Raw genomic sequence first — 25,704 nt, 5'->3', positions numbered from 1 at the left:
TGCGGAAGAAACGGGAGTGGCCAGAGCCGTACCGCTCTCACCAGTCGAGCCACCCGGTGTCATGGCGGGAGAAGCGGGCGGAGTGGCAGGCATCGCAGTGTGTGTACCAGGGAGCGCAGGGTTCGCCGCAGGAGGCGCAGCTGCCATGCGTGGCCAGTGGCCGGGAGGCGGCGACCAGTTGGTTGATCCGTTCGGCGGCCGCCTGCTCGCAGGCAGCCACTTCCTCGGTGCTCAAGCCACCGCATTCACGGCCGAAGGCCAGGACGGCGATGCGCAGGTCCCGCATGGTCGCGGCGTACTCCTCGGCTTGGGGCAAGGTCATTCGTTCGATGCCTGTGAGCGGACGGGTCAGGTGGTGCAGGGCCACGCCACGCAGGACCGCTCGGCAGATGGCCGGGTAGGCCGGGCGGTCCGCGTCGATGGGCAGGGTGATCAAGCGCCAGACGGTGTGCCCGTCGCGTGGCCAGCAACCGTCGACGTCCGGCGGTGCCCCGACGGCTTGGCGTGTTGCCAGCAGCTTGGCGTGGACCTCGTCCACGGGCATCGGCCGCAGCCATGAGCGCTCTTGGGTAGCCGTACGGGCCGCAGCGGTCCAGCCGGCCAGAGCGTGCGGGATCTCTCCGGGCTCCGGATGTCCGAGGTCGGCCCAGGTGGGGCGCAGCCGGGCCGTCGTGACGCAGAGGCCACCGGACCGCGCTCCATTGGCTGCCTGAACGGCGTGGTCCAGAAGCCGGGCCGTGACGGTGAGGCCGGGCAGTCGGCTGCGGTAGGCGCCCACGAGCCCCTCCCCCGCCTCATGGCCCCGTCGGCCGGCCCGGCCAGCAATCTGGGCGGCCTCCCAGACCAGCAACTCCCGGCGGGATCTGCCGTCGTACTTGCTCGTTTCCGCGAACGCCACAGCACGCAGCGGAAGGTTGACGCCGTGACCGATCACATCCGTGGTGACGATCACGTCGACCTCGCCCTCGGACAGACGCCGGATCTGCTCGCGGCGGGCCACGGGCGGCATCGCGCCGTAGAGAACTGTCGCCGATCGGCCCGCCCCGAGTAGTTCGCGGTGCAGAGCAAGAACGGCTTTGCGGGAGAAGGCCACCACCGCGCTTGCCGTCGGGAGGGTCGCAGCCCGGAACTCCTTCGTCCGGCTCAGTGTGCCGTGCCGGGTGTGGCGGACCACGGTGATGTCCGTGCCCAGGGCGAAGAGCTTGCGCAGCAGGTCTTCGGCTTCCGGTGCGGCACAGACGTGCACGTCGGTTTGGGATCCGCCCAGCAGCAGGCCGGTCCAGGCGTGGCCGCGGCCTTCGTCGGCCAGCCAGTGCGCTTCGTCGACAACCAGGAAATCGCTGACGGTGGGCGCCGCCTCAGCTGTGCAGCACAGCACCGGCGCGTCCGGATTGAGATGCTCCTCACCCGTGCGCAGACCAACCCGCTCCGCACCGAGCCGGGTGCGCAGCCGTTCGTAGATCTCAAAGGCAAGCATGCGTAGTGGCGCCGCGTACACGCCGGTCCGGCCGGCCTCGGCGTGGGCGGCCAGCAGAGCAATGGCGTCATGCGTCTTGCCGGAGTTGGTGGGGCCCAGGTGGAGGGTCACTCTGGGGACGGCTGTCCGTTCCGGGATATGGGCGCGGGCACGCGCGGCGGCTGCGCGCTCGCGCTGCTCGCGCAGCCGATTCGCGGCCCGTTCGGCCTCCCGGGCCGCGTGCCGCTCGTCCTTCCGACGCTGGACGACCTGCCGTGTACGCGCTTCCGCGACCCGCGCGGGGGTGGGCACCGTAGCCAGGCCGTCGGCCACGCTCTGCTCGAGTAGATCTACGGGGACGCCGCGGTCACGGTAATCGTCCGGGATCCGCTCCACGGTGCAGCCCAGGCGTGCCGCCGCGTCGGAGGAGGCGACGAGCTCGGGCGCCGGGCGGCTGCGCCTGGCCCTGCGTAGCGCGGTCGCAAACTCCCGGGCGGCTTCTGCCTGCTCCTCGGGGGTGACAGGATTCGTGTGCGAGCCCAGCGCATCCCTCAGCCTCTCCTCCACCGCACGCCTGGCGAGATGGACCACCTCGGCCTGGCTGATCTCCGTGTGGTCGATGGACGGCTGCGCGAAATGCAGCCAGTGCGACCAAGCGGCAGCTCTCGTCCAGGGGTCATGCAGCATGAGCAACGCCTGGGCACGGAGCCGCGAGCGGTAGCCCTCGGCCCGGCGGTCGGCGCCGGACGCCAGTTCGACCAGGAAGGGGCCGGGCAGCCGCGTACCGAGCAGTTCGGGACAGCGCTCGGGCAACTGGCGGGCGTCGGCGGCCGAGTACTGCCAGACCTCGGCGTGATAGCGGTTGGTGTACGACCGGACCGGGCGGATGACCCCGGCACGCGCCAACTGGTCGAAGCGGTGCCTGCTGATTCCCGCGAGCCCAGCGGCCTCTGCCGCGTGCACCAGGCGGGTGAGCTCGGCAAGTTCACCGGGGCTCGCGCACCACCGGGCCACCTCGCCTGCTCTGATGCACAGCTCGTCCCCGCTCCAGCACGTACGGATCACGCCGTGCTCGATCCCCAGACCGAACTCGTCTTTCCACAGGCCGAGTTCCCTACGCGCCGCTTCGAGCGTGAGGTGCTTTGCCGTCGTACTGGCCATGCTGTTCCTCCCCCGTGGTCACCATGCTTCACACTGTGACACGAGGGTCTGACAATCGGTGATCGAGCCGTCACCGGAGGTGAGCTGATACAGCGCCGCAGTCATCGCGGCCTTCCGGCCCACAGGTGATCCGGAAGGGGAACCAGCGATATTCCACCTCTCCTGACATCACATCCAGCTGCGGCCCATCCGCCCGTTGCCAGGATCCGCTGTCCCGGGCCGAGCCCGACGCCCGGCTCACCCCAGCCCGGGGCCGCCGCGACCGGTGATCGAGGTCCGGTCCGCAAGACCCGGCTGCTGCCTGCCCATTCCAGCCGCTCCAGTGCCCGTCCAGCCGACCCACCGCAACCGGCTCAACGAGCCGTGGCCCGTTCCCACCCTTTCGGCTATCCGCGGGCTCCGGAGGACCCAAGGGCGACTTCCGGCGCTGACCGGCACTCCTGCGCCGCTGCCCACCCGACGTTCGCCGGAGCCATGCCGCAGGAATGAAGACCTGGACCCTTCGGCCCATGCGCCTGCAGGGAAAACGACGACCACAGAGAGGCCCGGCGGTTCGCCGATAGAGGCGAACCGCCTCCCCCGAGTTGCCGAACGGCAGTCATTCTCCGTGGTAGAGGCGGGGCAGGTCGATCAGTTGGATCGTGCGGTCGTCCTTCGCGAGGTAATGCAGTTCATCGGTGAAGCCGGTGCCGCTGAAGCAGTGCAGCCGGGTTGCCTCGGTGGCCGCACCGCGCGTGGTCAGGAGAGAGCGGATGTGCCGGAGGCGTTCCAGTTGGCCGACCCCCATCACGTCGTTCCACTTCGCTTCGCCGATGGCGAGCAGCGCCTGGCGGCCCTCGTGGGTCTCGCCGTGGACGGCGACGTCGACTTCATGGCTGGCCTTGGCGGCGGGGTCGTTGACGGTGCCGCCGGCGACCCGCGTGACGTGTCCGCCGTGGGTGTCAGGCGCCGCGTGCCAACGAGCCCATTCCCGGCAGACCTGCTCGAAGTGCGGGCCGACGACTTTGCTGCGGAAGGTGGACTGGGCGCGGCGCCATACGGCGGGCGCCCGCCCAGGCCGTTCCAGGTCACCCCAGGCCGGGCGAATGACCGCGTGGTAGAAGGTGACGAGTGGTTCGGCAATACGGTAGGCGGAGCGGTTGCGGCGAAAGGCGTCCGCTTCATGGGTGATCATGCCGACGTCCTGGAGAACGCTCAGCGGGTGGGCGAGGTCGGTGGACTTGCGCCCGAGGTAGTCGGCGATGCCGCCACGGACGGCGTTGCCCGCGGCGATGGCGGCCAGTACCGAGTGGTACAGCGCGGTGTCGTGGAGTTCGGGCTCTTCGGCGAGAAGGTAGCGCGCTTCCCGGAAGAGCGGGCGCGCCGGGTTGAGGACGGCGCGGATGACCCAGGCGTCGAAGTCGTCCGGCCCGGCTGGGGTGTCGCCCTGGGTGAATTCACGGCGGTATGCAGGTGTACCACCGACGATGGCATTGGTCAGCAGCGCGGTGCGCAGGTCGGCGATCTGCCAGAACTCGGCCGCGAGGCGGAAGTCCAGGGTGGGGACGACGAGTTCGAGGCCGGCTCGGCCGCGCAACGGAGCGTTTCCGGACAGCAGTTTGCCCATGAAGAACAGTGCGGAGCCGCACAGCAGCAGACGTACGGGAGTGTTGGTGTGCTGGGCGGCAGGGTCCAGGGTGCGCTGGATGATCGAGGGCAGGGAGGGGGAGGCCTTGGCGAGGAAAGGGAACTCGTCGATGACCGCCACGGTGGGGCCGCCCGCGTCGGCGATGCGCATGAGTTCGGTGACGGCCTCGTCCCAGTGCGCGAAGCGGAACGGGGTGGGCTGGCCGCGATAGCGGGCCAGTGCCTCGCCGAACTGTCGCAGGGCGTCGGCTTCGGTGGTCTCCGTGACGGTGTACATGAAGCCGCCACTGGCACGGGTGACCGCATCGAGCAGGAAGGTCTTACCCTGCCGGCGGCGGCCGGAGACCACGCCGAGCGTGGCCCGCGGGCCGGGCAGGGTGGCGAACCGGGTCAGCTCGGCCGGGCGGAGCAGTCTGAAGATCACGCCGAAGATCAGCAGCGACGTGAGTCAGGGCATCAACAAGATGTCGATCTTCTGTTTCGACCTCACCATGGCGGTCATTGCCCACCGAGAAGGGCGTGCGCCCGACTTCCTGGTCCATGACAGTCACATCTTCGATGGAGTCGATGACCGTCAGCTGACTCGGGCGCTCGAGATCGCGGTGGACGTCACGGCGGCGGAAGGCATGCAGTACATCGTCACAATCAATGAGGATGACCTCGCCAAGGCCCGCAACCTTGGTTTCAACCCGGCGCCTTACCTCATTGAACCGTTGCTCACCGATGCCTACGAGGGCGGAGGGCTTTTCGGGTTCCGGTTCGAACGGTAGATGACTTGGAGACCGCCCCTTCATGAGGACCAACCTGTCCGGCCTGGGGCAACGCCTCCGTACGGCAAGCGGCTCGAACAACTGCCGCCCTCCATCGGCACCGGCTCAGCGCTCGCGCGCATCCCTCCAGTAGTCCTGGAGCATCTCGGTCGGCCACGAGGGCTGTGTGACAGGGCCGCGAGGGAGTATCTCCTTGAACACGGCCACGAAGTCGATGATCGGTGTGCCGTCGACGGCGTCGAGGTCCGTCACGTGGAGGTCGCGTCCGTCCACTTGGAGCAGCCGCGGGAACGACGTCACAATCCGGGCGGGGCGCCGGAGGTTGCGGGGGCGCGTTCGGTGGATGTGTGTGTGGTCGCGACCCAGCTGCGGAGCAGGTCGAGGGCGTCAGCAGAGGCGGTACCGGCGTCGGTGAGGTAGGTGACGATCCGGACGTCGGGGGTCGAGTCGAGGGTCAGGGTCTCGTAAGCGACGGTGAGTTCGCCGACGACGGGGTGGCGGATCGTTTTCGTTCCGGCTGTGTGGATCGTCACCGTGTGTCCTGCCCACCAGGTGCGGAACTCGGGGCTGTGGGTGGCGAGCTCGCCGACGAGGGCCATAAGGGCGGGATCGGAGGGGTCGCGGCCGGCGATGAGGCGCATGGCGGACACGACGTGGCGGTGTGCCGGACCCGGAGAGGTGGGGTCCGCTGCCGGATGAGGGGATGCTGGGTATCTGGGATCTTCCGGCAGCAACGCAGACCGGCTCCGCTGCTTCGCCGACACACACGACGCCACTGCCAAGACCCTCGAGGAGGTCCTCACGTGAACTCGCTTCCGGTCGCCTTCCCGTACGGATTACCGGCCGCAGCGCCACGGTGTCCGCTCGTCGATCCTGCCGGGGGCGGTCTCCCTGCCCCTGATCACCGGGTCCAGCAGATCGACGGCGCCGAAGCCGGCGAGCTCGGGCACCGCCACGTCGGCCAGGTCCTGCGCGGTCTGTCGACCGGTACGGCAGGGTGAGCATCTGGTGTGACCGCTTCGACGTGTCTTTCGGCGCCGCCGCGCTCAACCGGGTCTGAGCAGCGCAGAGTTTCCCTTCCGGACGAGAATGGCCCACGCTCGCCTTCTTCGCATCAACGACTGATTCGCGACGGCGACCTGGAGTCCGGACGGCGGACCGGCCGTCGGGGCTCCTGCCCGCCCCCGTCTCCGCATGCGGTCCGATGAGCATTAGTGTTACCCACGGGCGGAGGCCCCAGAGGCCCCAAAGGGCCCCACAGTCCCCGCAGACCCCTGACCCGTCCACTGATACGCGGTGTGTGAGCGATGGCACGACCCGGCAACAGGTGTCGAAGACCCGGCCCGGAACCTTCACGCCAGGCTTGTCCCTCAATCAATCGGGGCCGGGGTGGCGGCGTGGACGACCAGGTGGCATGGTCCGGGGCTCGCGTGGCCTAGTGCCGTGACCGGCAATGTCTGCCCGTAAGCGAGCGTGCGTGCTGGGCGGCGCGCGACAGGGCAAAGCTTGCCGGGAGGGGGCACTGGCCCGCCGTTCCTGCTGACGACCGCTCGTCATCCGTCCGCGTCATGACACCCGGCCGCGGGAACGGGTATCGCATGAAGACGGCTCCGTCGGAACTGTTCGGCCGCGACAGGGAGATCGCCGAGATCGAGGCGATGCTGGCCGGTGCGGCTGAGCACGCCGGGCGCGTGGTGGTGGTCAACGCCGGTGCGGGGACGGGCAAGACGGCCGTACTCGAGGCCGCGGTTCACCGGGCCCGGCGCAGCGGGTTCACCGTGCTGACGGCCCGGGGCAGTGCACCCGAACGGGCCCTGCCTTACGGCCTGGTGAGCCGATTGTTCGCGCCCGTGGTGCCGGAGTTCGCGGAGCTGCCGTTCGCCGGGCCGGCCGACGAGCCGTCGCTGGCCGAGCTGTGCGCTGTGCACCGGGCGCTGTCGCAGCTGGCATCCCAGGCCCCGGTGCTGGTGGCGGTGGACGATCTGCAGTGGCTGGACCGGCAGTCGCTGCGCTGGCTGAGTACCCTTCCGCAGCGCGTCGATCAGGCACGGATCGCGGTGCTGCTGACCATCTGCCCCGGTGAGCCGTGCGCCGATCCCGACGTCCTCGACGAGCTGCTGGCCGTCAGCGCGGTCGAGCTCCGCCCGGCCGAGCTGAGCGTCCCGGCCACCTCAGCGCTGATCGAACGCACCCTCGCCGCCACCCCGGACCGGTCCTTCGTCGCCGCGGTCATGCGGGAAGCGGGAGGCAACCCGCTGTACGTGACCGAGCTGGCCTCGGTGTTGAGGGACCAGGCGGTCACGCCCACCGCCGACTCGGCGGCAGTGCCCGGCAACACCGCCGTGTCCAGGCTCGCTTCCGGGGTGCACGCCCGCCTGCGCCGGATATCGCCGTACGCCCTCGATGTCGCCAGAGCCGTCGCCGTGCTGGGCGCCGACGCGGACCTGCCCCGCGTCACCGGAGTCTGCGGTGTCGAGCCGCCGGTGGTCATGGAGGTGACAACGGCGCTCAGCCGGGCCGGACTGCTGCGCGTGTCGGATCAGTCCGTGGCCCTGGCACAGCCGATGCTGCGCAACACGGTGATCCAGCAGGTGCCGTTCGCCGACCTGCAGACGCTGCGCACCAAGGCGGTCCGGACCCTGCGGGCCACCGGAGCTCCCGAGTGCCGGGTGGCCGAACAGCTCGTCGCCACCCCGCCGCTGGCCGAACCCTGGGTGGTCGCCCGCCTGCTCGACGCGGCCGCAGCCGCCATCGGCCGAGGCGATCCCGACACGGCCATCGCCTACCTGGGCAGGGCTCTGCACGAGCCCGTGCCGGACGCCCTCCGGACGCGGCTCCTGACGGAGCTGGGCCGGGCCGAGGGGTACGTGGACCTCGGCGCGGCGATCCGCCGGCTGACCACGGTCTCGGAGCGGCAGGCCGGCGTCGTACGGGAACTGGCAGAGCACCTCGCCGTGGCCGGGCGCCACCAAGCCGCCGTTGAGCAGCTGGACGCCGACGACCAGGCGCTGTGCTCGGCGGAGCTGCAGTTCGACAGCGAGGCGACCGCGGGAGCCGCGGCGGCGCTGCTGACCCGCCTGCCCGCGCCGGTGAAGGGCAGGGCGGACGAAGGGCGCCACCTGAGCCTGCTCGCCATGCGCACCGCATGGGCCGGCCGTTGCCGGAGCCGGGCCGTGGCCCTGGCCAAGGAGGCGCTGGCGGTGCTCCCGGTCAACCCCGACGCGATGCGGCCCACCCTGCGCGCTGTGCTGGTGCTGGCCCAGGCCGGGCGGACCGAGGAAGCCCACGAACGCTGCGACGCCCTGGTGGGCCATGCGCTGCGCTGGGGCCACCGGCCGTCCCTGGCCGCGGCCCGGTCGCTGCGCGGAGTCGTCGCCCACCGGCTGGGCCGGATGCCGGCCGCGGCCGAGGACGCCCGGAGCGCGCTGGAGCTGCTCATCGGCTGCGGGGCGCCCCGGCAGCGGGGCGCGGCGGTGGAGTTCCTGGCCCGGCTGGTGGAGATCCTGGTCGACCTGAGCGACCACGACGAGGCGGCGGGCCTGCTCGAACGGTCGGAACTGTGCGGCGATGTGCCTCGGACCTGGGCCGGCACGGCCCTGCTGCTCGCCCGGGGCCGCCTGCGGGTCGCCGCCGGAGTGCCGGCCGAAGGGCTCCGGGATCTGCTCGGCGTAGGCGATCGGCTTCCGTCCTGGAAGGTGGAGAATCCCGCGGTCGCCCCGTGGCGGTCCGAGACCGCGACGGCTCTGCTGGCGCTCGGTGAGACGGCCGACGCCCGCCGCCAGGCCGCGGAGGCGGTGGAGCAGGCGCGCCGGTGGGAGGCGTCCGGCCCGTTGGGTGCCGCGCTGCGGACGCAGGGCGTGGTGACCGGTGGCGCCCAGGGACTGACCACGCTGGAGCAGTCGGTCTCCGTTCTGGAACGGTCGGCCGCCAAGCTCGACCTGGCACGCTCCCTGAGCGAGTACGGTACGGCGCTGAGCCGGGCCAAGCGCTCGGTTCCGGCTCGCCGGGCGCTGCGCGGTGCGGTCGAACTCGCCGAGGAGTGCGGCTGCGCGGATCTGGCGCGACGTTCGCGTATCGAGCTGTCCGCGTCGGGTGGCCGAGCGCCGAAGTCCGCCGGCGCGGAGGGAGTCGCCGTACTGACCGCCGCCGAGCTGCGCACCGCGATGCTTGCCGCCGAGGGCCGGACCAACCGGGAACTGGCCGACATCCTGCGGGTCGGGCTGCGCACCGTCGAGGTCCATCTCACCAACGCGTACCGAAAGCTCGGTATCGAAGGACGCGACCAACTTGCGGCCACCCTGCACGGCCATGTGCCGGCCCGCACCGGGTCGCGATGAGCAATCCCGCACATGGTGCACACACAAGGTGCACACGAGGCTGACCGGATCGCGGCCGGCCGGATGCCCGGAAGCCTTTACCGCAGGTATGTCCCAATCGGCGTCGGCGACGGAACGTTCCGCTGAAAATCAGCCGTTGAAATTATGTGAAGAAGTGGTCATCGTTCACTGGGTAATGCTGCACAGCAGCGTCTTGCGGTACCGAAATGTTGACCGAAAGAAACTGGGGCCGAGGTGGCCTGTCGACCCGTCGGCGTACTAGCGTCTTGCCCGAACCGAAGTTATGAAAATGTGTTCGGTTTATTTTCGAACGACACTTTTCAAAAACCCCCAAGCCATTGAAGAGGAGCGCAATTCATGCGTAACTTCATCGAGACCCGCGAGATCGCCGACAACGACCTGGACAACATCTCCGGTGGCATCAGCGCTGGAGGCGGTGTCTACGCCGGCCCGATCGACGTCTCCGGCGGTGTCGCTGTCGACGGCGTCGAGGGCCTCATCGGTTCCACCGCCTCCCTGGTGCCCGTCCCGTCGGCCATCGCCGGCCTCTGACGGTCTCATTTGCCGCGAGGCGTAAAATCCATGGGCCCCGGAACATTTGTTCCCGGGCCCATGGATGCTGTGGGTCGGCGGCCGTCGGCTGTAGCCACGATGAATGCAGTTGAAGGAATACCTCCGTGCAGTTCCGGCAAAAGGCGCTTTCCAAGCTGCAATCGCCTGAAGAACTCGACGTACCGGTGCGCTTCGCCCGGCCGCAGGGCTGGCTCGTGCTTGCGGTAACGGCCGTCGTCATGGCCGGCGCGTGCTTCTGGGCCGTGACCGGCTCCGTGTCGTCCAAGCTGACCGCGGCCGGGATCCTGACCCATGCGGAGGGCAGTTACATAGTGCAGAGCCCGGTCGCGGGTCAGGTCACCGCTGTCTACGCCGATGAGGGCGACATGCTGCCGGCCGGCGCCCGGCTGCTGAGCATCCGCACGGACCAGAAGGTCGAGACCGTACACGCGGTGGCCGCGGGCCGGTTGAACGCCCTGCTGGCCAAGATCGGTGCGGTGGTGGCCACCGGGGCGGATCTGGCGACCGTGGAACGTATCGACGCCACCGACGACCCGTTGGTGGCGGTGTTGTACGCGCAGGACAGCAGCGCATCGACGATCCCCATGGGTTCGTCGGTGGACCTCACCGTCCAGTCCGTGCCCGCGCAGCAGTACGGGGTGTTGCGGGGCCGGGTCCTCGGGGTCGGCCGGACTCCCCAGACGCGGCAGCAGATCACCAGCTTCCTCGGGGACAGCCAGTTGGGCGAGCAGTTCTCGCAGGGCGGCCAGCCGCTGGCGGTCGTGGTCCAGCTGGACCGGTCGGCGGGCACGAAGTCCGGGTACGCGTGGTCGTCGACAGACGGCCCGCCCTACACGATCGACTCCACGACGCTGGTCAGCGGCGCCATCCACCTCGCGGCGCAGCGCCCGGTCGAATGGGTCCTCCCGTGACCGCGCAGCACGATCCCGCCGGGCGCGGGAGACACCGCCCCAACCACCCCAACCGCCCGGCCCAGCAGCCCGATCGCCGACGGCGCAGGCACGAGCCGAAGCGGAAGAAGCAGAGGACCGTCCGCAGCCCCACCGTGCTCCAGATGGAAGCCGTGGAGTGCGGCGCCGCCTCGCTGGCGATGGTGCTCGGCCACTACGGCCGCCATGTGCCCCTCGAGGAACTCCGGATCGCCTGCGGGGTGTCCCGCGACGGCTCCAGGGCCAGCAATGTACTCAAAGCGGCACGCGGCTACCGCCTGAACGCCAAGGGCATGCAGATGGAAACGGCCGCCCTGGCCGAGGTACCCGCGCCGGCCATCCTGTTCTGGGAGTTCAACCACTACGTCGTCTACGACGGGATGGGGCGCCGCTTCGGCCGGCGCGGCGTGCACATCAACGACCCGGCCAGGGGCCGCCGGTTCGTCCCGACGGAGGACTTCGACACCAGTTTCACCGGCGTCGTGCTGACCTTCGAGCCCGGCGATCGATTCCGCCCGGGTGGCCGCCGGCCGGGGATCATGGGCGCCCTGCCGGCGCGGCTGCGCGGCACCGCGGGCACGATGCTGGCCGCGGTGATCGCCAGCTTCCTGCTGGTCGTGGTGGGCATGGCGGCGCCGGCTCTGAGCCGCGCCTACATCGACATGTTCATGTTCGGCAACGAGACGTCCCTGCTGCCGCTGATCTTCTCGTCGATGGCCGCCACGGTGGTGCTGACCGCCGTGCTGGTCGCAATCCAGCAGGCGAACCTGCTGCGCGGGCGGATCATCTCCTCCACACTGAGCAGCGCCCGCTTCCTGCGACATCTGCTCAGGCTGCCGGTCACCTTCTTCGCCCAGCGCAACCCCGCCGACCTCGTCCAGCGGCTGCAGTCCAACGACTCGGTCGCCGAGACCCTGGCACGGGACCTCGCTGCCGCCGGTGTGGACGCCGTGGTCGTGATCCTCTACGCGGTCCTGCTGTGGAGCTACGACCCGCAGCTGACCGTCATCGGGGTACTGATCGCGCTGCTCAACGTGGCGGCGCTGCGGATGGTGACCCGGATCCGGGGCACCGGCGTCCAGAAGCTGCGGGCGGACAGCGCCCGGCTGACCAACACCTCGTACAGCGGCCTCCAGCTGATCGAGACGATGAAGGCCACCGGAGGCGCAAACGGGTACTTCCGCCGCTGGGCCGGGCAGCACGCGACCACGCTGGACGGGCAGCAGCGGCTCGGCGTGCCGAGCGCGGCGCTGGCCGTCGTCGCGCCCACGCTCGCGGCACTCAACAGCGCGCTGATCCTCCTGATCGGCGGGGTGCGGGCGGTGGAGGGCCATATCTCGATCGGTCTGCTCGTGGCCTTCCAGTCGCTGGTGACCAGCTTCACCGCGCCGGTCGCCCGGCTGAGCGGGGTGGCCGGCCGGATCCAGGACTTCGCGGCCGACGTGGCCCGGCTCAAGGACGTCGAGAGCTTCCCGGTGGACCCGCTGTACTCGCAGGACCGGCCGGCCGCGAGCACCCGCAGGCTCAGCGGGCACGTGACGCTGGAGGGCATCACCTTCGGGTACAGCCCGCTCGACAAACCGCTGCTCACCGACTTCTCGCTGTCGGTCGGACCAGGCCGGCAGGTCGCCCTCGTCGGCGGCTCCGGCAGCGGCAAGTCCACGGTGTCCCGGCTGATCTCGGGCCTGTACAAGCCGTGGGAGGGCGAGATCCGCATCGACGGGCAGCGGCTGGACGAGATCTCCCGCAGCTCGCTGTCCGCCTCGGTCTCCTTCGTCGACCAGGATGTCTTCCTCTTCGAGGGCACCGTCCGCGACAACGTGGCGCTGTGGGATCCCTCGATACCCGACGAAGCCGTGATCGCCGCCCTCAAGGACGCCGCAGTCCATGACGCCGTCGCCCGGCGGCCCGGCGGCATCCACAGCCGGGTGGAGCAGGACGGCCGCAACTTCTCCGGTGGTCAGCGGCAGCGCCTGGAGATCGCCCGGGCACTGGTCCGTCGGCCCAGCGTGCTGGTCCTGGACGAGGTGACCAGCGCCCTGGACGCCGAGACCGAGCAGCTGATCATCGACAACCTGCGGCGGCGCGGCTGCGCCTGCGTCGTGATCGCGCACCGGCTGAGCACGGTGCGCGACAGCGACGAGATCGTCGTCCTCGACCACGGAACGGTCGTGGAGCGCGGCCGGCACGAGGACCTGGTCGCCGCCGGGGGCCCGTACGCCGAGCTGGTCAGGGAGCACTGACGTGACGTCATCCGTACACGACACCGTCGACGTGGTGGTCGGCGCCATGGGCGGCCTGGGCCTGCCGGTCGACTCCACGAGCACCCGCAGCCTGTCGCTGGACGGGCCGCACGTCCTGTGGCTGGTGGTGGACGGCGCGATGGACCTGTTCGCGGTCGACGCCGTCAGCCAGGGCCGCTGGCACTTCCTCGGCCGGCTCGAAACCGGCACCCTGCTGCTCGGCCCGGTCGAGGGCCCGCAGCACACACTGGTCGGCAGGCCCCTGGAGGGGTGCCGGGTGCGCCGAATACAGCTCCGGGAGCTGTACCGGCCCGAGTACGGATACGAGCACGGCTACGGCTACGGTGACCAGCAGGTCAGCCTCAGCCCGCTGGAGGACGCCTTCGCCCGCGGGGTCGGCCGCAGCCTGCGCGTACTGTTCGAAGGCCCCCTCGACGGGCAGCTGGACGGCCAACTGGACGGCCAGGCCGAGCCGTACGAATCGGGTGACGACAACATCCTGTGGATGCCGGTGGCCCCCGGCAGCGTGCAGTACGGCGCCGCGTTCAGCACGGAGGCGGCCGCCGACCTGCTCATCGACGGTGCGATGTGGCAGCAGATGGTCAACCAGCAGTCCCGGCTGCTGTTCGCGCTGGATCGCTGGATAGAGCGGCTGGAGCGCGCTCACGAGGACCGGACGGCGGCCGGGATCAAGGCCGGCGAGGCCGTACGCGCACAGGCCGATCAGGCGCTGCTGGCCTCCATCAACAGGCCCTCCGCCAACCGGCCGGGAAAGACCGCGGCCGTTCCGGCCGACGGGATCGACGACGCCACCCTCGCCGTCTGCCGGCTGGTCGCCGACGCCGCCGGGGTCACCGTCTCGGCGCCCCTGGAGGGCGGCGACCTGACCGACCGGATGAGTCCGGTGGAGCGCATCGCGGTGCACTCACGGCTGCGTACCCGGGTGGTCAGGCTCACCGGGCGCTGGTGGCGGGAGAACTCCGGTCCCCTGGTGGGCCACCGGGGAAAGACCGGAGCGCCGGTCGCGCTGCTGTGGCGCCGTGGCGGGTATGAGGCGGTGAACCCCATCACCGGCGCACGGATGAGGATCAGCAGGGCCAACTTCGACGAACTCCAGCCCCGCGCCATCATGTTCTACCGCCCGTTGCCCGAACAACCGGTGTCCGCCTGGCACTTGCTCCGCTTCAGCGTGCACGGCACCGGGATGGACATGCGCAACCTGGTCCTGGGCGGGCTGGTCGCGGTCGGCCTCGGGACGCTGGTACCGATCGCCACCGGACAGGTCCTCGGTGTCTACGTACCGAACGCCGAGAACAGCCTCATCGTCTCGACCTCCCTGGCGCTCGTGGCCACCACCGTCGTCTCGACCGCCTTCATGCTGCTGCAGAACATCTCCATCCTGCGCATCGAAGGACGTGCCGAAGCAACCCTGCAGCCGGCCGTCTGGGACCGGCTGCTGCGGCTGCCGACGAAATTCTTCGCCGAGCGCTCCACCGGAGAGCTCGCGAGCGCGGCGATGGGCATCAGCGCCATCCGCCGCGTACTGTCCGGCATCAGCTCGGTCACGCTGCAGGCCGGCATGGTCGGCGCGGTGAACCTCGTCCTGCTGCTCTGGTACAGCGTCCCGCTGACGCTGATGGCGCTGGCCATGCTGGTGGTCGTCGCCGCGGTGTTCCTCGGGCTCGGCCTGTCGCAGCTGCGGTGGCAGCGCCGGCTGATCGTGCTCAACAACAAGCTCAACAACCAGGCCTTCCAGACGCTGCGCGGCCTGCCCAAACTGCGCGTCGCCGCCGCGGAGAGCTTCGCCTACGCCGCCTGGGCGCGGGAGTTCGCGCACAGCCGCGAGCTGCAACAGCGGGTGGGCCGGCGCAAAAACCTGATCACCGTCTTCAATGCGGTCTACCTGCCGTTCTGCACCCTGGTGATGTTCATGCTGCTCGCCGGGCCGGCCCGCGGCACCCTGTCGGCGAGCGGCTTCCTCACCTTCAACACCGCCGTGACGATGATGCTGACCTCGGTCACCCAGCTCACCGGCGCCCTCATCTCGGCCGCCTCCGTCCTGCCGCTCTTCGAGCAGGTCAAGCCGATCCTCGACGAGGTCCCCGAGGTACGCGGGGGCAGCACGGCCCCCGGCACGCTGTCCGGCGCGATCGAGGCCAAGGGCCTGTCCTTCCGGTACGCCGAGGACGGGCCGCTGGTGCTCGACAACGTGTCGTTCCAGGTGCGGCCGGGCGAGTTCGTCGCGATCGTCGGAGCCAGCGGCTGCGGCAAGTCGACCCTGCTCCGGCTGCTCATCGGCTTCGACCGACCGGCCTCCGGCAGTGTGCTCTACGACGGTCAGGACCTGGCCGCCCTCGACCAGGCCGCCGTACGCCGTCAGTGCGGAGTCGTCCTGCAGAACGCCCAGCCCTTCTCCGGCTCGATCCTGGACTGCATCTGCGGCGCCGAGCTGTTCAGCCTGGAAGAGGCCTGGGCGGCCGCCGCGATGGCAGGCCTGGCCGAGGACATCAAGCGGATGCCGATGGGCATGCACACCGTGCTCTCCGACGGCGGCGGCGCCGTCTCCGGCGGGCAGCGGCAACGCCTGATGATCGCCCAGGCCCTGATCCGCCACCCGCGCATCCTCTTCTTCGACGAAGCCACCAGCGCGCTGGACAACGAGACCCAGCGCGTCGTGATCGAGAGCACCCGCGCGCTGCGCGCCACCCGCATCGTGATCGCCCACCGGCTCTCCACTGTCATGGACGCCGACCGGGTCATCGTCATGTCGGACGGCCAGGTGATCCAGCAGGGACCGCCCGCCGAACTGCTCGCCGACACCAGCGGCCTCTTCCACGAGCTGGTCCGCCGGCAGGTACGCTGACCCGCTTTTGCCGCTCCTCAGTATGGGAATCACCGATCATCCCCATAGCCGAGAAGGAGTCGCGGTCCCCGCGATGGACGAACCTCCCAGTACCTGCCGTGTCAGCCCGCATGAGATCCCCGAGCACCTGGGGAGCGGGACGGGGGTGACACGGTGATCGAAGTACTCCTTCTGCTGCTGGCCCTGTTGCTGACGCTGTCAATCCCCTGGAAACGTAGAGGCGTTCCTTACGCGGCTTGGTGCTTCTGAGGGTGCTCGGCGCGGGCTTCGCTGATGGTGCGTTCGAACTCGTTCGGCGGTAGGCCGGCGCCCCCGCTGTGGCGGCGGCACTGTAGAAGTCCGTGATCCAGCGAGCGATCTTCAGGCGGGCCTCAGCCCGGGTCGCGAAGCGATGCCGGTGGATGAACTCGACCTTGATCAGCGAGTTGAACGACTCGGCGGCGGCGTTGTCCAGGGCCGATCCCACCCGCCCCATGGACTGCACCACGCCCAGCCTGTCGCACAGGCTGTTGTATGCCTCGCTGAGTCGGCGACACCCAGTCAACTTCCGACCTACGCATTGCGATGCGTAGACCGCAAGTGTCCGATTGGCCCGACTTCCAAGGTCGACCAAAAGAAAAAACCGCAGGTCAGAGGCCTGACCTGCGGCTTTCCATGGAGCCGCCTTCGGGATTCGAACCCGAGACCTACGCATTACGAGTTGTCCGATCTCGGTCCGCGGGTGCCCACCGTCGTCCGCCGTGTTGCCCGCATGGCTGGTCAGGGGGTGATTCGTACTGTCACGGACGGTGGCGGACCGCTCCGGATCGGTCGGCTATCGAGACCACAACTGAGACCGGCGCGCGCACGCCAACCCAGTCAGTCCGCCGAGGCAGAGTGGAGCAAACTCCCTGGCCACAAGTTGGCCACGGGCAGTGATCCGGATAGCTGAAAACGAGCAGCAGCCCGTATGCGGTCTCGGGCACATGGGTCACGGATCTGCCCAACGTGGCTGCCTCTCGGTCCGGGCTCGGCTCAGAATGCTGCCCATGGTCGACAAAGAGCGTAATGAGACAGAAGCACCCACGTTCCTGTCAGCTGCAGTCGAGGTGGCTCGGCTGATGGACCTCGACAACGCGGCCAGCGTGCCGGAGGACCAACGTGCGCGGCACCTGGCGCATGCAGTGCGCAAGCCGCTGCTCGAACGCGTCAGCCTGCCCGAGGAGTTCTTCTCATCGTTGATGACTGCAGCCGTCTACGACCCTGACCCCAGCTTCTGTCGGTGGTTCATCGAGCCGGCGGTCTACGTATTCGGGCGCCGTCGGGTCATGACAGCACTGCTCAACTATGCACAGACAGGCACAGACGCTGAGCAGGCGGGCGCAAGGCGGGCCTGGTACTGCGCCCACGTACCGTTGCGCGCGGACCGGTCTCCGGCATACGCACCTGGTGGAAGGCGCGATCCTGCCCTGGACGAGTCCCACGACGTGGTGGACAAGTGGCTGGAGCATGCAGCCTCACTGGACCGCAGCGAAGCCTGATCCAGCACACAGGATTACGGGACAAGTTTTAGGCGTCGCGGAAGTCGCCGTCCAGGTTGGCCGAGCACACCTGTCGACGACCTCTTCGTCCCGAAGCAACTTGGGTGGGAGCTCTGCCTGGGGCCGGCCAGCTCCTCACCTGCGCCGATGGTCCGCAGGCGTCCGCGCTCGTCCGCTGTCGTACGTCGGCGTTGTCACGCAGTACCGGGCTGCCGTACCGATGAATAGAGGTACTGGCCCTTCCCCAGGGGTTGCTCCGGAACGCGCCCTCGCCACAACAGGACCCCGTGACGTCTCTCCCAATAAATCCCGTACGCCCCCTTGATGAGCCGCTCCGGCAAGAACAGCAGAGACCACAAGGCCATGACGGGCACCCATATCAGGGAAAAGACCAGACCGAACAACATCGCGAAGACAACGAAGCCCCAGTCAAAGCTGCGACGGAAAGACTCCCGGGGCGTGGGCAATACCGAGTCGGGGTTCGCCAGGGGAACCGCATCCTCGAACTCCCGTTTCTCACCGCCCAGCCACCTCAAACGGGTACAGGCGAGCACCCCGTTTACAGCGCTGAACGCTGCGAGGAGCGCAAGACACCACCATTCGCCCTCGTCCCTGGGAACGCCACGCACACCGAACACCACGGGCGCGGTGACAACCGTCGCGCCCACCGCCTCGGCGGCGGCCATCAGCTCATGGTGGACATACCTGCGCACGCCTCTCCCCCTAGGCCCCGCTCCCCACGGCTGCCTGCCGCACCCCAACTATCCACACGGTGCTCACCCCGACAAGCGCCTCGCCCGCAGAACCCCCAAACCGGCAGCTGCCATTGGCCTCCCGTTCATACAGTCCTGGATCCGGAACCGATGATCGATGGGCGGCCCTCCCACGCCCTGGCGGAGGTGACAGGCCTTGAACTTGTGGCCTCATCCTTATCAGGTCGATCACGGGGAGCCGTCAACGTCGGCCAACTGGCTGGAGCCCCCGGCTGGTGGTCCGTCCAGGTTCGGCGCTGACCGCTGCTGTCCGCGCCTGTTGGTGTCAGACGTTGATGTCAGCTGTTGAGTGCGGGCTTGACACGATCGTCGCAGGCCGGTCAGCGAATCACCTACTGTTGCTCGCACCTGCGCGCTTCCCGGCGGTCCCGGGCCTGCCTGTTGTCGTCCTTGATGGCCTGGATCTCTCTCCAGACACGGAGAGCGAAGCAACAAGCAAGTATTGCGACGGACACGCAGCCGATCACCAACGAAACAACTGAAGTCGTGTCGCGAAGGGCCACCCACGCCTCGATGCCCAGAAAGATGACACCGAACTGGGCAAGCCGCCGCTTCATGGGCCTCCTCCTGGTCAGCCTCCTGTCGGAGACCGAGGACGTACATGCTCGCAGGTCGTGCTCCGACGTGCCGGAACGCCGTCCCGATCCCGCCTGTCTTCGTCCCGTTCCTCCGTGACCACAGGGCTGCGCAGGAGAAAATGCGGGCCACAGCCGGCGAGCTGTGGGAGGAACACCACGTCGTCTTCTCGCGGCCGGACGGACGCCCGCTCGACCCGCGTGCCGACTACGAAGAGTTCACGGAACTACTCACGGAGGCGGGGATCGACGACCGCCGTCTTTACGACGGGAGCCGCCACACAGCCGGAACGATCCTGAACGAGTTGGGTGTCGACATGCCCACGATCATGGAGATCCTTCGGCATACGCAGATCAGCCAGACGAGGCGGTACGTGAAGGGCAGATCACACCTGTCGAAGGACGCGATGCGGCGCATGGGCGAGTTCTTCCTACCCGACCCGGCGGAGCCGGTGCCGAGCCCCACTGAGACCAGGACTGAGACCACCGGCAGTCGGGCGGCCCGCGCCAAGCGCCGCCGCCGTATCCAGTAAAAGCAAAAGCCCCAGGTCACGGCGAGTGAGTCCTGAGGCTTCTACAGAGCCGCCTTCGGGATTCGAACCCGAGACCTACGCATTACGAGTGCGTTGCTCTGGCCAACTGAGCTAAGGCGGCACGCCCTGTCGCACTATGGTGCGAGCAGCAGCGTCGCTAAGTTTACACAGTTTCGGAGGGTGCTCCGCACCACCCGCCTCCGGAGCAGAATGCGCAGGTCAGGGGGGTGGAGGGAGCCGCGGGAGGTCAGGAGCACTTCGTGCCGTCGGCCGGCGGGGCGCCGTCCAGGAGGTACGTGTTGATCGCCGTGTCGATGCAGTGGCTACCGCGGCCGTACGCGGTGTGACCGTCGCCCTCGTACGTGAGGAGCCTGCCCGAGGAGAGCTGGGCGGCGAGGGACTGGGCCCACTTGTACGGGGTCGCCGGGTCACGGGTGGTGCCGACCACGACGATCGGGGACGCGCCCTTCGCCGTGATGCGGTGCGCGGTGCCGGTGGGCGCGGCGGGCCAGTGGGCGCAGTTCAGGGCAGCCCAGGCGAAGGCTTTGCCGAAGACCGGGGAGGCCTTCTCGAAGCTGGGGAGGGCCTGCTCGACGGCGTCCGGGCCGGTGAAGGCCGGGGGCGCGTCCAGGCAGTTCACCGCGGCGTTGGCGAACATCAGGTTCGCGTACGTGCCGTTCGGCTTGCGCTCGTAGTAGCTGTCGGACAGGGCGAGCAGGCCGGACCCGTCGCCCGCCCGGACGCCGGCGAGGGCGCTACGGAGCTGGGGCCAGGTCCCCTCGTCGTACATGGCGGCGATGACACCTGTGGTGGCGAGGGACTCGCCGAGCTTGCGGGAGTCGCCGGCGGGGACGGGCTTGGCGTCGAGGTCGGTGAAGAGCTGCTTCAGCCGGGTCGCGGCGTCCGCGGTGGAGATGGTGCCGAGCGGGCAGTCCGACTTCTTCACGCAGTCCGCGGCGAAGGCCTGGAACGCGACCTCGAAGCCCGCCGTCTGGTCGCGGTTCATCTCCAGCGACGGAAGCGACGGGTCCATCGCACCGTCGAGGACGAGACGGCCGGTCCGGCCGGGGAAGAGTTCGGCGTATGTCGCACCGAGGAAGGTGCCGTACGACGCCCCGAGGTACGTCAGCTTCTCGTCGCCGAGCAGGGCCCGCAGGATGTCCATGTCGCGGGCCGTCTCGACGGTGGAGACATGCGGGAGGATCGTGCCGGAGCGCTGCTCACAGCCGTCCGCGAACTTGTCGAAGGCGGTGCCCAGCTCCGTGACCTCGGCACGGTCGTCGGGAGTCTGGTCGACCTGGGTGTACGCGTCCATCTGCGGGCCGGTGAGGCATTCGACGGGCTCGCTGCGGGCGACGCCGCGCGGGTCGATGGCGACCATGTCGTAGCGGGCGCGGACCGGGGCGGGGTAGCCGAGGGCCGCGTAGCCCTGGAGGTAGCCGATGGCCGAGCCGCCGGGGCCGCCCGGATTCACCAGCAAGGAGCCGATCCGCTTGCCCGGACCGGTGGCCTTCTTCCGGGAGACGGCCAGCTTGATGTCGCCGCCGTCCGGCTTCCGGTAGTCGCGCGGCGCCTTCATCGTGGCGCACTGGAAACCGGAGACGCCGCAGTCACGCCAGTTCAGATGCTGCGCGTAGTACGGCTGGAGCGCCGCGGGTGCGGCGGGCGTCGTGCCCGGCGCGCTCGTTGTCGAACTGCCCTTGCTGCAGCCGGAGATGAGTAGGCCGGTCGTGCCGAGCACGGTGGCGAAGGTACGGAGCAGACGCCTGGTATCCATGCCCGGAGCGTAGCCCTCAAGGGGCGACTGGCCCGATTCGTTACCCATTCGGATGAATCGGCGGTGCGCGACGAGGACGTGGACGGATCAGCCGGCGCGCAGAACCATCGTCATCGCCTCCACTGCGAGCAGCGGCGCCACATTGCGGTCCAGCGCCCGGCGGCAGGCGATCACCGCCTCTATCCGGCGCAGGGTGCGCTCGGGCGTCGAGGACCCGGCGATACGGTCGAGTGCGTCCCGTACATCGACATTGGCGAGGGCGATCTGCGAGCCCAGCTGCAGCGCCAGTACGTCGCGGTAGAAGCCGGTCAGATCGGTGAGGGCGAGGTCGAGGCTGTCGCGCTGCGTACGGGTCTTGCGGCGCTTCTGCTTGTCCTCCAGCTCTTTCATCACCCCTGCCGTGCCGCGCGGCATCCGGCCTCCGGCAGCCGCGCCGAGTGCGGCCTTCATGTCCTCCGTCTCCTTGACGTCCACCTCCTCGGAAACCTGCTTCGCGTCCTCCGTGGCGGTGTCGATCAGCTCCTGGGCGGCCTTGAGACATCCACCGATGTCCTCCACCCGGAGCGGAAGCCTGAGCACGGCCGCGCGGCGCGCACGGGCCTTCTCGTCGGTGGCCAGGCGGCGGGCCCGGCCGATGTGCCCCTGAGTGGCACGAGCGGCTGACGCGGCCCGCTCCGGTTCGATTCCGTCACGCCGGATCAGCACATCGGCAACGGCGTCGACGGGGGGCGTGCGCAGGGTGAGGTGACGGCAGCGGGACCGGATGGTGGGCAGCACATCTTCGAGCGAGGGTGCGCAGAGCAGCCACACCGTACGGGGCGCGGGCTCCTCGACCGCCTTCAGGAGCACGTTTCCCGCGCCCTCGGTGAGACGGTCGGCGTCCTCCAGGATGATCACCTGCCAGCGGCCCACGGCCGGGGACAGCTGGGCGCGGCGGACCAGCTCACGGGTCTCCTTCACGCCGATGGAGAGCAGGTCCGTACGGACCACCTCGACGTCGGCATGCGTCCCGATGAGGCTGGTGTGGCAGCCGTCGCAGAAACCGCACCCCGGTGCGCCGCCCAGCGCGCGGTCCGGGCTGGTGCACTGGAGGGCGGCGGCGAAGGCGCGGGCAGCGGTGGACCGCCCGGAACCCGGCGGTCCGGTGAACAGCCAGGCGTGGGTCATCTTCGACCCCGGCGGCACCTGATCCCCCGCGGAAATGGCGGTGACCAGCGCATCGGCGTCCCGGGCGGCGGCACCGAGCTGCTCCTGCACCCGGTCCTGGCCGACCAGGTCGTCCCATACGGTCATCGGTCACCGCCCTTCCGGTGGTGGTCTACGGCTCCGGCTTCCCATTGTGGGGGAAGGGTCTGACATTCCCGGCGATCCGGTCCGCCCCTCACCCCCAGGGCCACCCGCCGCGGCCGCTCTCAGCGGCGCGGGCGGCGGCCCCGTCCGGAGGTGCCACGGCCCTCGTCGTCCCGGTCGTGGTCGCCGAGCAGCTCGTCGGCCAGGGTCGGCAGATCGTCCAGCGGAGTCTCCTCGGCCCACTCCGGGCGACGGCGGCGGCCCCGGCCCGGACGCCGGTCCTCGGCTGCCTCCGGGGCGGCGTGCGGATCGCTGACCTGCGGCAGCTCCCGGGTGCGCTCGTTCTCGCCCTCCGGTACGGCGTCCGCCGGGCGCTCGTCGCGGAAGATACCCCGCGGAACCCGGTCCACCGGCTGCTCATCACGTACGTCCCGCACCGGCGGGAGTACCGCCGTCTCGTCCGCGGAGCCCGGAGCTTCCCGTACCGCAGGCCGCTCGGACGGATCGGTGATCCTCGGGATCATCGCCGTCTCGGCCTGGTCCGAAGGCGTGTCGACCGGTGACGGCACCGGCTGCGTCACCTCGTTCGGGCTGACGACCGGCGTCGGCACCGTCAGCTCGTTGTCCGGGACGGAAGCGGACGCGGCCGCCTCGGCCTCGGCCTGCCGCCGGGCAGCCTCGGCCCGCAGCAGCGCCTCCTCCGCCTTGCGCTGCTTCTCCAGCCGTCGCGCCTCGGCCTCCTTGCGCAGCCGGGCCTCCTCCTGGGCCTGCCTGCGCAGCCGCTCCTGCTCGGCCTCGCGCGCCTGCTCCTCGGCCTCGCGCCGGACCCGCTCCTCCTCGGCGACCCGACGGGCTTCCTCGGCCTGCCGGCGGGCCTCCTCCGCCTGCCGCTCGGCCTCGCGCTGCCGCGCCTCCTCCAGCTCGCGGCGCTTGCGCTCCTCCTCCTCGGCGCGGAGCTTGGCGAGCTGCTCCTTGCGCTCACGCTCCAGCCGCTCCTCCTCCGCCTTGCGCGCCGCCTCTTCCTCGGCCTTGCGCCTGGCCTCTTCCTCGGCCGCCTTGCGCGCCTCCTCCTGGGCCTTGATCTCGGCCTCGGAGAGCGGCAGGAGCTGGTCGAGCCGGTGGCGTACGACGGTGGTGATCGATTCCGGTTCCTGGCCGGCGTCCACCACCAGGTAGCGGGTCGGGTCTGCGGCAGCCAGCGTGAGGAAGCCGGACCGTACCCGGGCGTGGAACTCGGGCGGCTCGGACTCCAGCCGGTCGGGCGCCTCGGTGAACCGTTCACGCGCGGTCTCCGGGTCGACGTCGAGCAGCACCGTCAGATGCGGTACGAGTCCGCTCGTCGCCCACCGCGAGATCCGGGCGATCTCGGTCGGGGAGAGATCGCGGCCCGCGCCCTGGTAGGCGACGGACGAGTCGATGTAGCGGTCGGAGATGACGACCGCGCCGCGCTCCAGGGCCGGACGGACCACCGAGTCGATGTGCTCGGCGCGGTCGGCGGCGTAGAGCAGTGCCTCGGCCCGGCTCGAGAGCCCGGCCGACGACACGTCGAGCAGGATCGAGCGCAGCCGCTTGCCGACCGGCGTGGCGCCCGGCTCGCGGGTGACGACGACCTCGTGGCCCTTGGCCCGGATCCACTCGGCGAGCGCCTCGACCTGGGTGGACTTGCCGGCCCCGTCGCCGCCCTCCAGCACGAGGAAGAAGCCGGTGGCGGCGGGGGCGACAGCCGGTTCGCCGCCTCGCAGGGCCTCGCGCAGGTCACGGCGGAGCGGCACTCCGGAACGGTCGTCCGTCTTCGCGAGGACGATCGCGGCGACCGGCAGCAGCAGGGCGCCGATGAGCATGAGGGCGAACGCTGCGCCGCCGTGCGCGAAGACGAAGTCGCCGGCCGTCAGCCGGTGGGTCCCGATCGCTGCGGCCAGCAGCGGTCCCGCGACCGCGCCGAGCGCGATCAGGACCCGGACGACTGCCTGGAGGTGCTCGGTCGCCCTGGCCCTGCGGGACTCCTCGGTCTCCTGGTCGACGAGCGTGTGGCCGGTGTTGGCCGCGACACCCGCCGCGTAACCGGCGAGGACCGCGAGGAACACCACGGTCGCCGTGTCCGGCACCAGACCCATCGCGAGGAGCGCGACCCCGGTGACGGCGGTGGCGATGGCGAGCAGCCGGCGCCGCGACAGGGTGTGCAGCACCTTCTCCGCGGTACGGATACCGGCGCCTGTGGCGCCCGTCAGAGCAAGGATCAGCAGGGCGAACGTGGCCGGTCCGCCACCGAGGTCGTAGGCGTGCAGTGCGGCGACGGCGGCTGCGGCGGCGATCGCTCCGGCGACGGCCGCGCACGCGCCGACGATCAGCGGGACTGCGCCGGTGCGGCCCTTGTCCGGGCCGCTGCCGGTGGACGGCCGTCGCAGACCCTCCAGGGGCGAGCGCGGGCGGGGCGTCGGCGAACCGGGGAGTTCGAGGAAGTAGAGGGTCGAGATCGAGGCGGAGAACAGCCCGGCCGCGACGTACGAACCGAGAGCCGCCTGGTGGAAGGAGAACCACTCAAGACCCGAGGACAGCAGATTGCCGATCAGCGTGGCGATCAGCAGAACGGCCGCGGCGGCGGGGACGGCGGCGAAGTCCGTACGGAGGGAGAGCCTGCGCAGGGCGTCGAGGTGGTCGGGCAGCGGGCGTACCGCGGCGCCCTCGGGGGGCGGGGAGGGCAGCAGCGCGGGGGCGGCGCTCTCCTTCGCGACCGTCCACAGCCGTTCGCCGGCGCCGGTGACGAAGACGGTGATGAGGATCATCATGAGCGCCCTGTCGGGCATCCAGTCGATCCACAGCGGCGCGACGACGAGCAGCGCGAGCCGCAGGCCGTCCGCCCCGATCATCAGCCACCGCCGGTCCACCGGTCCACCGGGCGCGGTGAGCGTCGTCAGCGGCCCCAGGAGTACGGCTCCGAAGAGGAGCGTTGCAAGGATTCGGGCACCGAACACGGCGGCGACGGCAAAGGCCGCCCCGCGGTATCCGGATCCGAATGAGCCCTCAAGGACCGCCGCTTGCAGCGACAGCAACACCAGCACGAGAAGGGCGAGTGCATCGCCGATACTGCCGACGAGCTGGGCGCTCCACAACCGCTTCAGCGGGGGGACACGCAACAGGGCTCGTACGGCGCGCTCGCGTGAGTCTGCGGCAAGTGTGTCGGAGGTGGGGCTCACGACCGTTGGCTGCTCGGCTCGCGTCATCCGCCCAGCCTATCCGGAGTGGTGCGGTCGGTGACGGCCCCGTCCGAACATATGGGC

The 25,704-nt window shown here is 70.0% G+C and carries 15 protein-coding genes, 1 tRNA gene and 3 pseudogenes; 9 read left to right on the top strand and 10 right to left on the bottom strand.

The window, feature by feature from the left end; genetic code table 11:
* Nucleotides 1-37: 37 nt before the first annotated feature.
* Together OH809_RS23360 and OH809_RS23355 are read right to left on the bottom strand one after the other, a co-directional pair.
* Nucleotides 38-2,617, bottom strand: coding sequence for a DUF6397 family protein (locus OH809_RS23360; protein WP_406420562.1), 2,580 nt, complete (start codon nt 2,615-2,617; stop codon nt 38-40).
* A gap of 598 nt (nt 2,618-3,215) precedes the next feature.
* On the bottom strand, nt 3,216-4,667 hold the full coding sequence (locus OH809_RS23355) for an ATP-binding protein (RefSeq protein ID WP_406420563.1): 1,452 nt from the start codon (nt 4,665-4,667) through the stop codon (nt 3,216-3,218).
* On the opposite strand from OH809_RS23355, the gene OH809_RS23350 reads away from it, so the two are divergent.
* A complete protein-coding gene (locus tag OH809_RS23350; RefSeq protein ID WP_406515498.1) occupies nt 4,600-5,013 on the top strand; it encodes a DUF2326 domain-containing protein in 414 nt (137 codons plus the stop codon). The two genes, OH809_RS23355 and OH809_RS23350, sit on opposite strands and share 68 nt — an antisense overlap.
* Before the next feature lie 105 nt (nt 5,014-5,118).
* Here the strand turns inward: OH809_RS23350 and OH809_RS23345 are convergent.
* Both OH809_RS23345 and OH809_RS23340 read right to left on the bottom strand, forming a co-directional pair.
* A pseudogene (locus OH809_RS23345) lies at nt 5,119-5,340 on the bottom strand (TrmO family methyltransferase); the annotation flags it as partial.
* Nucleotides 5,310-5,654, bottom strand: coding sequence for a hypothetical protein (locus OH809_RS23340; protein ID WP_406425030.1), 345 nt, complete (start codon nt 5,652-5,654; stop codon nt 5,310-5,312). The pseudogene OH809_RS23345 and the gene OH809_RS23340, both read right to left, overlap by 31 nt.
* Before the next feature lie 344 nt (nt 5,655-5,998).
* Here OH809_RS23340 and OH809_RS23335 point away from each other — a divergent pair.
* The 6 genes and pseudogenes from OH809_RS23335 to OH809_RS23310 all read left to right on the top strand — a co-directional run.
* Nucleotides 5,999-6,073 (top strand): annotated as a pseudogene (locus OH809_RS23335) (DM13 domain-containing protein); the annotation flags it as partial.
* A gap of 538 nt (nt 6,074-6,611) precedes the next feature.
* Nucleotides 6,612-9,350, top strand: coding sequence for an ATP-binding protein (locus tag OH809_RS23330; RefSeq protein WP_406420565.1), 2,739 nt, complete (start codon nt 6,612-6,614; stop codon nt 9,348-9,350).
* A gap of 357 nt (nt 9,351-9,707) precedes the next feature.
* On the top strand, nt 9,708-9,902 hold the full coding sequence (locus tag OH809_RS23325) for a hypothetical protein (RefSeq protein ID WP_406420566.1): 195 nt from the start codon (nt 9,708-9,710) through the stop codon (nt 9,900-9,902).
* 125 nt (nt 9,903-10,027) lie between these two features.
* On the top strand, nt 10,028-10,834 hold the full coding sequence (locus tag OH809_RS23320) for an HlyD family efflux transporter periplasmic adaptor subunit (protein ID WP_406420567.1): 807 nt from the start codon (nt 10,028-10,030) through the stop codon (nt 10,832-10,834).
* On the top strand, nt 10,819-13,095 hold the full coding sequence (locus tag OH809_RS23315) for an NHLP family bacteriocin export ABC transporter peptidase/permease/ATPase subunit (RefSeq protein WP_406420568.1): 2,277 nt from the start codon (nt 10,819-10,821) through the stop codon (nt 13,093-13,095). Before OH809_RS23320 ends, OH809_RS23315 begins: the two co-directional genes overlap by 16 nt.
* A 46-nt stretch (nt 13,096-13,141) precedes the next feature.
* The gene (locus OH809_RS23310) at nt 13,142-15,958 is read left to right on the top strand and encodes an NHLP bacteriocin export ABC transporter permease/ATPase subunit (protein ID WP_406425032.1); all 2,817 of its coding nucleotides are present in this window, start codon (nt 13,142-13,144) and stop codon (nt 15,956-15,958) included.
* Here the strand turns inward: OH809_RS23310 and OH809_RS23305 are convergent.
* Nucleotides 15,858-16,652 (bottom strand): integrase core domain-containing protein, encoded by a 795-nt coding sequence (locus OH809_RS23305; RefSeq protein WP_406420569.1) that lies wholly within the window; start codon nt 16,650-16,652, stop codon nt 15,858-15,860. The two genes, OH809_RS23310 and OH809_RS23305, sit on opposite strands and share 101 nt — an antisense overlap.
* Before the next feature lie 334 nt (nt 16,653-16,986).
* Between OH809_RS23305 and OH809_RS23300 the strand changes: the two genes are divergently transcribed.
* Nucleotides 16,987-17,478 carry a hypothetical protein gene (locus OH809_RS23300; protein WP_406420570.1) on the top strand — a complete coding sequence of 164 codons (492 nt, stop codon included), beginning with the start codon at nt 16,987-16,989 and terminating at the stop codon, nt 17,476-17,478.
* A gap of 194 nt (nt 17,479-17,672) precedes the next feature.
* Here OH809_RS23300 and OH809_RS23295 read toward each other — a convergent pair whose 3' ends face one another.
* Nucleotides 17,673-18,164 (bottom strand): hypothetical protein, encoded by a 492-nt coding sequence (locus OH809_RS23295; protein ID WP_406420571.1) that lies wholly within the window; start codon nt 18,162-18,164, stop codon nt 17,673-17,675.
* Between the two features lie 715 nt (nt 18,165-18,879).
* On the opposite strand from OH809_RS23295, the pseudogene OH809_RS23290 reads away from it, so the two are divergent.
* Nucleotides 18,880-19,359, top strand: a pseudogene (locus OH809_RS23290) (tyrosine-type recombinase/integrase); the annotation flags it as partial.
* Nucleotides 19,360-19,406: 47 nt separating this feature from the next.
* Here OH809_RS23290 and OH809_RS23285 read toward each other — a convergent pair.
* The 4 genes from OH809_RS23285 to tmk all read right to left on the bottom strand — a co-directional run bounded on the left by OH809_RS23285 (nt 19,407) and on the right by tmk (nt 25,647).
* A tRNA-Thr gene (locus OH809_RS23285) sits at nt 19,407-19,480 on the bottom strand.
* A 126-nt stretch (nt 19,481-19,606) separates the two neighbouring features.
* Nucleotides 19,607-21,136 carry an alpha/beta hydrolase gene (locus OH809_RS23280; protein ID WP_406420572.1) on the bottom strand — a complete coding sequence of 510 codons (1,530 nt, stop codon included), beginning with the start codon at nt 21,134-21,136 and terminating at the stop codon, nt 19,607-19,609.
* A gap of 87 nt (nt 21,137-21,223) precedes the next feature.
* Entirely contained in the window at nt 21,224-22,429 is a 1,206-nt protein-coding gene (locus tag OH809_RS23275; protein WP_406420573.1) for a DNA polymerase III subunit delta', read from the bottom strand.
* Nucleotides 22,430-22,548: 119 nt separating this feature from the next.
* Nucleotides 22,549-25,647 carry a dTMP kinase gene (tmk, locus tag OH809_RS23270; RefSeq protein ID WP_406515497.1) on the bottom strand — a complete coding sequence of 1,033 codons (3,099 nt, stop codon included), beginning with the start codon at nt 25,645-25,647 and terminating at the stop codon, nt 22,549-22,551.
* Nucleotides 25,648-25,704: the final 57 nt, after the last annotated feature.

The sequence above is a fragment of the Streptomyces sp. NBC_00873 genome (genome assembly GCF_045207415.1).
Lineage (GTDB): Bacteria > Actinomycetota > Actinomycetes > Streptomycetales > Streptomycetaceae > Streptomyces.
Note: the sequence above shows the minus strand (reverse complement) of the source record. Positions and strands in the feature narration are given on the sequence as shown.

Bases quoted from the DNA above. Each gene is read 5' to 3' on its own strand.
- OH809_RS23360 (WP_406420562.1), bottom strand. From the start codon at position 2,617: ATGGCCAGTACGACGGCAAAGCACCTCACGCTCGAAGCGGCGCGTAGG.
- OH809_RS23340 (WP_406425030.1), bottom strand. From the start codon at position 5,654: ATGCGCCTCATCGCCGGCCGCGACCCCTCCGATCCCGCCCTTATGGCC.
- OH809_RS23330 (WP_406420565.1), top strand. From the start codon at position 6,612: ATGAAGACGGCTCCGTCGGAACTGTTCGGCCGCGACAGGGAGATCGCC.
- OH809_RS23325 (WP_406420566.1), top strand. From the start codon at position 9,708: ATGCGTAACTTCATCGAGACCCGCGAGATCGCCGACAACGACCTGGAC.
- OH809_RS23315 (WP_406420568.1), top strand. From the start codon at position 10,819: ATGGGTCCTCCCGTGACCGCGCAGCACGATCCCGCCGGGCGCGGGAGA.
- OH809_RS23310 (WP_406425032.1), top strand. From the start codon at position 13,142: ATGGGCGGCCTGGGCCTGCCGGTCGACTCCACGAGCACCCGCAGCCTG.
- OH809_RS23305 (WP_406420569.1), bottom strand. From the start codon at position 16,652: ATGCGTAGGTCTCGGGTTCGAATCCCGAAGGCGGCTCCATGGAAAGCC.
- OH809_RS23300 (WP_406420570.1), top strand. From the start codon at position 16,987: ATGGTCGACAAAGAGCGTAATGAGACAGAAGCACCCACGTTCCTGTCA.
- OH809_RS23295 (WP_406420571.1), bottom strand. From the start codon at position 18,164: ATGGCCGCCGCCGAGGCGGTGGGCGCGACGGTTGTCACCGCGCCCGTG.
- OH809_RS23280 (WP_406420572.1), bottom strand. From the start codon at position 21,136: ATGGATACCAGGCGTCTGCTCCGTACCTTCGCCACCGTGCTCGGCACG.
- OH809_RS23275 (WP_406420573.1), bottom strand. From the start codon at position 22,429: ATGACCGTATGGGACGACCTGGTCGGCCAGGACCGGGTGCAGGAGCAG.
- tmk (WP_406515497.1), bottom strand. From the start codon at position 25,647: ATGACGCGAGCCGAGCAGCCAACGGTCGTGAGCCCCACCTCCGACACA.